The sequence below is a fragment of the Hamadaea sp. NPDC051192 genome (assembly GCF_040682475.1).
Lineage (GTDB): Bacteria > Actinomycetota > Actinomycetes > Mycobacteriales > Micromonosporaceae > Hamadaea > Hamadaea flava.
Window position 1 is genome coordinate 1 of record NZ_JBFBAZ010000226.1, and the last position, 8,209, is coordinate 8,209.

General features: G+C 70.4%; 11 protein-coding genes. All 11 read right to left on the bottom strand.

The window, feature by feature from the left end; all coding sequences use genetic code 11:
• A partial coding sequence (locus AB0M47_RS40975) for a hypothetical protein (RefSeq protein WP_363423958.1) occupies nucleotides 1-299 on the bottom strand: 299 nt, incomplete at its 3' end.
• 113 nt (nucleotides 300-412) lie between these two features.
• A complete protein-coding gene (locus AB0M47_RS40980; RefSeq protein ID WP_253750629.1) occupies nucleotides 413-988 on the bottom strand; it encodes a MerR family transcriptional regulator in 576 nt (191 codons plus the stop codon).
• A gap of 199 nt (nucleotides 989-1,187) precedes the next feature.
• Nucleotides 1,188-1,655, bottom strand: coding sequence for a bifunctional nuclease family protein (locus AB0M47_RS40985; RefSeq protein ID WP_253750631.1), 468 nt, complete (start codon nucleotides 1,653-1,655; stop codon nucleotides 1,188-1,190).
• Nucleotides 1,656-1,705: 50 nt separating this feature from the next.
• Complete coding sequence (locus AB0M47_RS40990) at nucleotides 1,706-2,422, bottom strand: MerR family transcriptional regulator (protein ID WP_363423974.1); 717 nt, start codon at nucleotides 2,420-2,422, stop codon at nucleotides 1,706-1,708.
• Nucleotides 2,423-2,499: 77 nt separating this feature from the next.
• Entirely contained in the window at nucleotides 2,500-2,940 is a 441-nt protein-coding gene (locus AB0M47_RS40995) for an FHA domain-containing protein (protein ID WP_253750632.1), read from the bottom strand.
• Nucleotides 2,941-3,106: 166 nt separating this feature from the next.
• The gene (gene gcvH / locus AB0M47_RS41000) at nucleotides 3,107-3,484 is read right to left on the bottom strand and encodes a glycine cleavage system protein GcvH (RefSeq protein WP_363423961.1); all 378 of its coding nucleotides are present in this window, start codon (nucleotides 3,482-3,484) and stop codon (nucleotides 3,107-3,109) included.
• Between the two features lie 44 nt (nucleotides 3,485-3,528).
• Nucleotides 3,529-4,554 carry a DUF881 domain-containing protein gene (locus AB0M47_RS41005; protein WP_363423963.1) on the bottom strand — a complete coding sequence of 342 codons (1,026 nt, stop codon included), beginning with the start codon at nucleotides 4,552-4,554 and terminating at the stop codon, nucleotides 3,529-3,531.
• Between the two features lie 8 nt (nucleotides 4,555-4,562).
• Nucleotides 4,563-4,895: a small basic family protein gene (locus AB0M47_RS41010; protein WP_253750640.1), complete on the bottom strand. Its 333-nt coding sequence runs from the start codon at nucleotides 4,893-4,895 to the stop codon at nucleotides 4,563-4,565.
• Nucleotides 4,892-5,788, bottom strand: coding sequence for a DUF881 domain-containing protein (locus AB0M47_RS41015; RefSeq protein ID WP_363423966.1), 897 nt, complete (start codon nucleotides 5,786-5,788; stop codon nucleotides 4,892-4,894). Before AB0M47_RS41015 ends, AB0M47_RS41010 begins: the two co-directional genes overlap by 4 nt.
• Nucleotides 5,785-6,387, bottom strand: a complete 603-nt coding sequence (locus AB0M47_RS41020; protein ID WP_363423969.1) for a CDP-alcohol phosphatidyltransferase family protein — start codon at nucleotides 6,385-6,387, stop codon at nucleotides 5,785-5,787. The genes AB0M47_RS41015 and AB0M47_RS41020 overlap by 4 nt, the downstream gene beginning before the upstream one ends.
• Before the next feature lie 147 nt (nucleotides 6,388-6,534).
• On the bottom strand, nucleotides 6,535-8,209 hold a 1,675-nt coding region (locus AB0M47_RS41025; RefSeq protein WP_363423972.1), incomplete at its 5' end, for a right-handed parallel beta-helix repeat-containing protein.

Sequence of the window (8,209 nt, forward strand, 5' to 3'; positions counted from 1 at the left end):
GCTCCCCGGATCTGCCGGTCGATCGCCACCACCGGGGTCCCGGACTCGACGAGCCCTTCGAACGGCACCCAGGCCGCGAAGGTGACTACGGCGTACAACGCCAGACCGGACAACCAGGTCCAGAACCCCACGATGAACGACTGCCGCCAGCGCTCGCGGCCCGACGGCCCGGCGGGCGGCGGGGCAGCGTGTTCGCCGCCGGCGGTCTCCCCGGGAGCGGCATCCTCGGCCGCCTGGGCCGGGATCGCCGCGCGGACGGCGGGCGGGGCGCCTTCCAGCTCCAGCGTTTCGTCGGGCATGCGGTGACGATAATGCATGCCTGAGTGTTATCGGTTCAGGGTCAGCGTTCCGTCCACGCTTGTCACAACCCGATGAAAACGCGCCGTGGCCGGGAGGCCAGGTCAGCCGACGATCAGGAAGCCCGGCGGCGCGCCCGGCGGGCCGCCAGTTCGTCGGTCACCCCGAACGGAGCCTCGATCACCGGAGCCGGTTCGCCGGCGTCCTCCTCGGGAACCGCGCGTTCGCCCGGCAGCATCGCCAGCGAGCCCTGGATCTCCTTGAACGCGCCGCCGATCGCGATGCCGAACACTCCCTGCCCGCCCTGCAGCAGGTCGACGACCTCTTCGGCCGAGCGGCACTCGTACACCGTCGTGCCGTCGGAGATCAGGGTGATCCCCGCGAGATCCTCGACGCCGTGCGAGCGGAGCGTCTCGATGGCCTTCCGGATGTTCTGGAGCGAAACCCCGGCGTCCAGTAGTCGTTTGACGACTTTGAGGACTACGAGATCGCGGAAGGAGTAGAGCCGCTGGGTTCCGGAGCCAGACGCGTCACGGATGCTCGGCGAGACCAGCCCGGTACGCGCCCAGTAGTCGATCTGCCGATAGCTGATCCCCACGGCGTGGCAGGCGGTGACCCCCCGATAGCCGACCGTCGGCTCCGGCAGGAACGCCTCCGCCAGTGTCGCCTGGTCTGCGCTGTAAGGCTCCATACGAATACCTCCACTCCGCGGCGCCGGGCAGCACGCAGCTCAGCGCCCGCTCGCGCACGGCTCGCGGTGGAGAGCGTCGGTGCCAGATCCGACAACTGTCACCCTATAGCGCAGGGCCGGGTGCGGGGTGGAGGCAACACGCGGACACGCCGCGAAAGGAGTATCCCGGCGCACCGGGCAGCGGCCGACCGGGCAGCGGTCAGCTCGCGAAGTCCTCGGGGGTTACCTGCTCGAGGAACTCCCGGAACTTCTCGACCTCGTCCTCCTGCTCGTCGGGGATGATGATCCCCGCCTCGTCCAGGACCGACTCGGCGCAGCGGATGGGCGCGCCGACCCGCAGGGCGAGCGCGATCGCGTCGCTCGGGCGGCCGGACACCCGGATGGCGCCGTCGGAGAACAACAGGTCCGCGTAGTAGATGCTGTCCCGCAGGTCGGTGATCTCCACCGCCGACAACGGCGCGGACAGCGCCTGCAGGACGTCTCGCATGAGGTCGTGGGTCAGCGGGCGTTGCGGTTTCACGCCCTGCTGTTCGTAGGCGATGGCGGTCGCCTCCACCGCACCGATCCAGATCGGCAGGTACCGGTCGCCATCGACCTCGCGCAGCAGCACGATCGGCTGGTTGGTGGGCAACTCGACCCGCACCCCGACCACGCTCAGCTCACGCACAGTCGCCTCCCTCTCTCCGGCACAGCCCTCCCACCCACCGTACACGCATCTCACTGGCCGGGCGTGGCGCGCAGCCCCACCCGAACCAGTGCGGCGTGCAGGCGTTGCGACAGCACGGTCAGTTCCCGCACGGTCTCCGCCGCCCGCGCTTGCGCGGTCGGATCGGGGTGCCGCAACAGCGGTGCGACCAGGGCCGCGATCAGGCCGACCTCGCGGTCCGCAGCGGCCCGCCAGGCCCGCAGATGCCTTGCGTGTACGCCGTGTTCGGCGAACGCGGCGGCCACCTCGGCGACAGCGAGCGCGTCGGCGTCGTAGCGGCCACCGGCGTCCGGCGTCAGCAACCCGTGCTGCTCCAGATCCCGCAATTGACTCGTCGTCAGCCCGGCCCGGTCGCACAGTTCGGCCGTGGTGAGCCGGACCGAGGCGGCGTCCCGCGGCTGCGGCGGAACCGCGACCGGGGTCGTCGCCGGCGGGGGCGCGTCGTCGGGACCCAGCGCGACCAGGTTCGGCCGCGAGGCCGCCTCGACGAGCTCGTCACCGCCTTCGGCGAGTTGCTCCCGGATGACCCGCAACGGCAGGTACTGGTCCCGTTGGGCGGTCAGCACGTAGCGCAGGCGCTGGACGTCGGCCCGCGAGTACTTCCGATAGCCCGACGGGGTGCGCTGCGGCTCGACCAGCCCCTCGGTCTCCAGGAACCGGAGCTTGGAGATGGTCGTGTCCGGGAACTCGGCACGCAGCTCCGCCAGCACCTCACCGATGCTGAACAGCGGCTGCGCGTCGGCGCGGGCGCGGGCCTCCGCCGCGCCCGCCCGATCGCCGGGCGTCGCGGCCCGTTCGGACAGCGTCACGACTCCTCGGGGCGGGGCCCCGCGATGTAGACGAGCCGGAACTTGCCGATCTGGACCTCGTCACCGTTGTTGAGGGTGGCCGACTCGACCCGCTCGCGGTTGACGTAGGTGCCGTTGAGGCTGCCCACGTCGCGAACGGTGAAGGTCGAGCCCTCCCGGTGGAACTCGGCGTGCCGCCGCGAGACGGTCACGTCGTCCAGGAAGATGTCGCTGTCGGGGTGCCGCCCGCTGGTCGTCACGTCGTGGTCGAGCAGGAATCGAGCGCCCGCGTTCGGCCCACGCCGCACCACGAGCAGGGCCATCCCGGCCGGCAGCTGACCGGAGACCCGACCGGGCACGACGTCGGAGTCGGGACCCTCGAGAACCTCGTCCAACGAGCCGAGGTGCAGGGTCGACGTGACATCGAGCGGGGGGAACTCGTCGCCGGGGCGGGTCATCGGACCACCTCACGATTTCGTCTAGCGGTGCTTCGTCAACAAACCTTGCTGCAACGGAGCTTGGGCGGTGATGGCGGCTACGCCCGCGGGCGGACTGCCCTCGGGCGATCGGTTGTGCGAGCGTAGCCAGCCAGGGAAGAAAGGGTCAACCGGACGCGCGGGCAGTTCAGCTCTCGGTGAGCTTGCGGTAGCCGTCCGCGTCGAGCAGCGAGTCGAGCACGGCTGGGTCGCTCGGCCGCAGCTCGACCAGCCAGCCTTCGCCGTACGGGTCCGTGTTGATCAGATCCGGCGAGTCGCCCAGTGCCTCGTTGCGGGCGACCACGACCCCGCTGACCGGAGCGTAGATCTCGGAGACGCTCTTGGTCGACTCGACCTCGCCGAAGGCGTCCCCGGCGGCCACGGTCGTGCCGGGCTCGGGCAGCTGCACGTAGACGATGTCACCGAGCGCGTCTTGCGCGAAGTCGGTGATACCCACCCGCACCGGATCGGCGCCCGCGGCCACCCACTCGTGCTCCGCGGTGTAGCGCAGATTCTCGGGAATCAACGGCTGCTCCTCTTCAACATCGTCTACCGCCTACCCGCCACCGGTCAGGAGGCGGGCTGCGCGTACTGCAGGTCCGGTTCCGCGGCTAACGCGGACACCGTCACCTTGCCCGGATCTTCGACGATCACGTTACCGCCGTCGCTGCTGACCGTCGCCACCACCCCGCCCGGAATGTTGAGCGCGGTCTTCATCGTGGCCGGATCACCGATGACGGTGATCGTGTAGGGGCCGGTCAGCTTCGTCCCGTTCACGTTCAGGCCGCCGTCGGCGTCCTGGAAGTAGGTCGAGACGATGATCCGGACGGCCGGGCCACCGCCCCCGCTGATCTGCATCGCCTCGCCGCCGGCGTTACGGAGTTCCTCGACCGCGTCGAGGATCCGCGAGGCCCGGATCTGGCCGGAGAAGCGTACGGTGAGGCCGGTTCCCTCGGCGGGCAGCGTCCCGGCCAGGATGCCCAGCTCGTCGGCGCGCTGCTCGGCCGCGGCGCGGGCCGCCTCGGCGCTCTCGCTGCCGGCGGTCAGCTCCCGCTTCAGCTGCTCCAGGTCGGCGATCTCCTGGCGTACGCGATTCTCGTTGGAGTCCAGATCGGACAGAATCCGGACGAGGTCGTCGGTACGCGCGGAGGCCAGCGTCGAGTCCTCCGAGGTGCCCCGGACCTGCACGATGAGGGCGAAGCCGAGCAGCCCGACCAGGACCGCGATGACGATCGTGGCCGCGGACACCTTCTTCTTGCCGGATTCGCCGGACCCACCCGCCGCCTCCGAAGACCCGCCGGAATCGGTGGTGCCGTTGGAGCTGGACGGCGAAGCCAGCGCGACCGTCGGCTCGGCTCCCTCGTCTGACTCGCCGTCGGCGATCTCGGCGGACCCGTCGGATGTGGTGTCGGCGGAGTCGTCGACTGAGTCATCGTCGGAGTCCACGGCGTCCGAGGGGTGGTCGAGCCGGATCGTCTGCTCGGCGTCGAAGTCCGCGCCGAAGGCATCCGGGCGTACGCCGCCGGACCCGATGTCACGGTCGGCGTCGCCGGGCGGCCGATCCGGTTCGGGCTGGTTCTCGTGAGGGTTCGTCATCCCGCCTCCTACGCCCGGAACAGATGCCGCCGGATCGCCGCGACGTTGCCGAAGATCCGTACGCCCAGGACGACCACCACGCCGGTGGAGAGCTGCCCGCCGACGCCGAGCTGGTCGCCCAGCCACACGATGAGGCCGGCCACCAGGACGTTGGAGATGAACGAGACGACGAACTGCTTGTCGTCGAAGATCCCGTCCAGCTTGGCCCGCACGCCGCCGAAGACGGCGTCGAGCGCTGCGACGACGGCGATCGGCAGGTAGGGCTCGAGCGCCGCCGGGACGGTCGGGTCGAGGATCACGCCGAGGACGACCCCGGCGATCAAGGCGAGGACGGGGATCACTTGCCACCTCCCGATGGCGACACGGTCGCCGAGGGCGATCCGGAGACGACTGGCTTGGCGTACCGCAGCTGGGGATTGGCCGCGGCGGGCAGGGTGAGGTCGTCGGTGCGCTTCACCGAGAACGACATCCCCTTGCTGTCGACGAGCTTGCGGAACAGGTCGGCGGTCGCCGACTCGGAGAACTTGGTCGCCATCGAGCTGGGGCCGATGGCGGTGATCTTGTAGGGGCCGACCAGCGGCTTGAAGTCCACCAGGATCGCCTCGCCCGCCGAGCGGATGGTCGAGGTCGAGGTGAGCCGCTGGCCGTTGATCGCGATCGCCTCCGCGCCGTCGGTGAACAGCTCGTTCACCACGTTGCGCAGGTCCACGAACAGGACCCGGGCGGTCTTGTCGGCCTGGCCGGTGACCGGGTCGGCCTTCGCGGGGCCGTCGCCCAGCTTGATGGTCACGCCGTCGCCGGTCACGCGGCGCAGCCCGGTCGCGGCCTCATAGGTGCGCAGCCGCTGGAGCGTGCTGTCGTTGAGCAGGGCCGCCTGGAGGCTGTTCACCTGGCCGCGCAGCAACTCCTCGCGGCCGGTCAGCGCGTCGATGCGGTCCTGCCGGGTGTGGATGTCGGCGATCAGGCCGTCGCGGGCCGTCTGCCGCTGGGGCTGCTCCTCGACGACCTTCTGGTACGCCACGGCGAGCAGGAACCCGAGCACGAGCGCGGTCACCGCCCCGAGCACCTGGTACGCCGTCCGCATCGCCGGTGAGCGCCGGGTGGACGCCTCGTACGCCGCGCGGCTGGCGTCGACGGACTCCCGGAACAGGGAGTCCAGCAGGTCTGTGCTGTACCGGCGGCGCGCCTGCGCGGCCTGCTCGCCGGTGTCAGGCGGGGGCGCCGAGGAGGTCATGCCGAACCTCCGGTGGCGGCCGGCTGCTTGGCGCGTACCACCGACCGAGCCTGCAGGATGTAGAGACCGCCGGCGACCCAGTAGAGGACGAGCCCCCACCAGGCCATCGCCCACCCGATCGCGTGGGCGACCGACGCGACCGCGCCGTCGGTGGCGGACGCGAGCAGCAGCACCGGGAACGCGAACAGCAGGATGAAGGTGGCCGTCTTGCCGACGTAGTGGACCGGCAGCGGCGGTACGCCGTAGCGGCGCAGGATCAGGACCACCACGCTGAGCACGGCTTCCCGGAGGAGCAGCGCGATGGTGAACGCCCACGGCACGACGCCCTCGACGGTGAACGCGACGATGGTGGCGAGGATGTAGAGCCGGTCGGCGACCGGGTCCATCAGCTCGCCGAGGCGGCTCACCTGACCGAGCCGCCGCGCCAGGTAGCCGTCGATCCAGTCGGTCGTGCCGCCGATCGCCAGCACCGCGACCGCCCAGCCCCACTCGTGCGGGCCGAGGAAGAGGTACAGGAACAGCGGGACGCCGAGCAGCCGCAGAAAGCTGATCGCGTTGGGGATGGTCAGGATCCTCGACCGGGGATCCGCCTGCGTCATCTCGCCCCCCTAGCCTGTCCGCCGCCGAGCCACTATATCCGCCCCGGAGTGGATCATCGCAGTCCCACTCCGGGGCGTCCGCGTCTGGGTGGTTTGCGACGCGTTGCGGCCGGTCAGCCCACCTGGGCGGTCAGCCCGCTCGAATGGTCAGCTCGGTTGTGGGATCAGGCGGACGTCGTCGCACCAGCCGTATCCGGTGCCGCTGCGCGCGTAGCAGAAGACGACCACGCTCGTGGCCGAGGCGCCTGTGGTGAAGGTGACCGAACCGGCGCGCCATTCGCCGGTGGCGTACGCCGGCACGCGCACCTCCATGCCACCGTAGTTCTTGACGCCGACGACGAGCTGGGTGTCCGCCTTGTCCACGCGGCCCCAGCCGGACAGCACGTAGGTGGTGTTCGGCGCGACCGTCACGGTCTGCTCCAGCGAGGCGGCGTACGGGCCGAGCTTTCCGGCGTACACCCCCGAACGCACGCTCGACGAATCCGCCCAGGTACGCCCCGACGTCGCGACCGGCCAGCCCGACAGCGACCCGGTCTCGAAGCCGCCGTTGGCCGTCATCGTCGTGCCGAGGCAGGCCGAATCGGTGAACGCCGACCGCTGATGCGCTCCGGCGTCGGGCCGGCAGGCCAGCGGGGCGGGATCGCCGAAGTAGTCCTGGCCGCCCGCGCCGGTGGTGACCTGACCGGACCGCAGCGCCGGAGAGCCCGCCGTCAGCTGATAGTCGGCCGGGGCGCTCCCACCCGGGTTGGCCAGCAGCGGGTTCGCCGTCGACTTGTACGCGTCGACCGGCTCGCTCGCCGGATGGCTGCCGTAGAAGACGTTGGCGCGCCAGGTGTGGTCGGCCGCGACGTAGCCCGAACCCGCGTACGCCCCGCTGCCGAGGTTGTAGAAGACGTTGTTCTGCCACCGCACCGTCGTCGTGCCGGTGGTGTCCTCGATGACGGCGGTCGCCGACCCGGACGGCAGGTAGAACGTGTTGTTGTAGACCTGCGCCGCCTGCTCGCCGACCGCGTACAGGAGGCGGGACCCGTCGTTGATCGAGATGTTGTGCCGCACGATCGTCCCGGACGTGTTCGCACTGCCGCCGCACGCGCCGCAGAACAGCATGAAGCCGCCCTCGTTGTCGTGGCTGAAGTTGTACTGGAAGACGACGCCCCGGTTGCCGTAGTCGGAGTCGAACGCCATCCCGTCATTGGTGCCGGCGTACCGGTTCACCCGGTAGACCTCGTTGTGCTGGATCAGCGTGTAGTCGGAGTTGATCGTCCACAGTCCCGCGTTGTTGCCGGTGTTGCGCAGGGCGATGTCGTAGACCTCGTTGCCCTCGACCACCGCGTGGTCGGCGACGCGCATCACGATGCCGTCGCCACCCGTGTCGTGCACGACGTTGTTCTGGAAGACCACCCCGGTGCTGGCGAGCCAGTTCTGCGTACCGGTGCAGCCGTAGATCGTGCGGCAGTTCTGCTCGGACGCGGTGGTCAGGCCTTCGCGGTCGACGTGGTAGACCTCCGAGTTCCGCACCACCGCGTCGGAGAACCGGGTCGGCACGGCGGTGCCGGTGACGCGCAGTTGGATCCCGTTGGAGCGCTTCGCCGCGGCCTGGTCGCCGGCCACGTGGTGCACGTACACGTCATCGATCAGGTAGTGGTGACCCACGCCGAAGTTCTCCAGCTCGACGAGCAGGCCGTTGCGCTCGGCCGCCGTCGCGGAGTCGTTGGTCACCTCCAGGTCGTGGATCTCCCAGTACTCCACGTTGTACAGATGCACCGCGGCGTAGACGGCGCCCTGGCCGGCGACGACCGGCCGGGCGCCGGTCCCCTCGGCC

Coding starts and splice junctions, on each gene's coding strand:
- AB0M47_RS40980 (WP_253750629.1), bottom strand. CDS start 988: ATGGAGCCTTACAGCGCAGACCAGGCGACACTGGCGGAGGCGTTCCTG.
- AB0M47_RS40995 (WP_253750632.1), bottom strand. CDS start 2,940: ATGACCCGCCCCGGCGACGAGTTCCCCCCGCTCGATGTCACGTCGACC.
- AB0M47_RS41005 (WP_363423963.1), bottom strand. CDS start 4,554: ATGACGAACCCTCACGAGAACCAGCCCGAACCGGATCGGCCGCCCGGC.
- AB0M47_RS41015 (WP_363423966.1), bottom strand. CDS start 5,788: ATGACCTCCTCGGCGCCCCCGCCTGACACCGGCGAGCAGGCCGCGCAG.
- AB0M47_RS41020 (WP_363423969.1), bottom strand. CDS start 6,387: ATGACGCAGGCGGATCCCCGGTCGAGGATCCTGACCATCCCCAACGCG.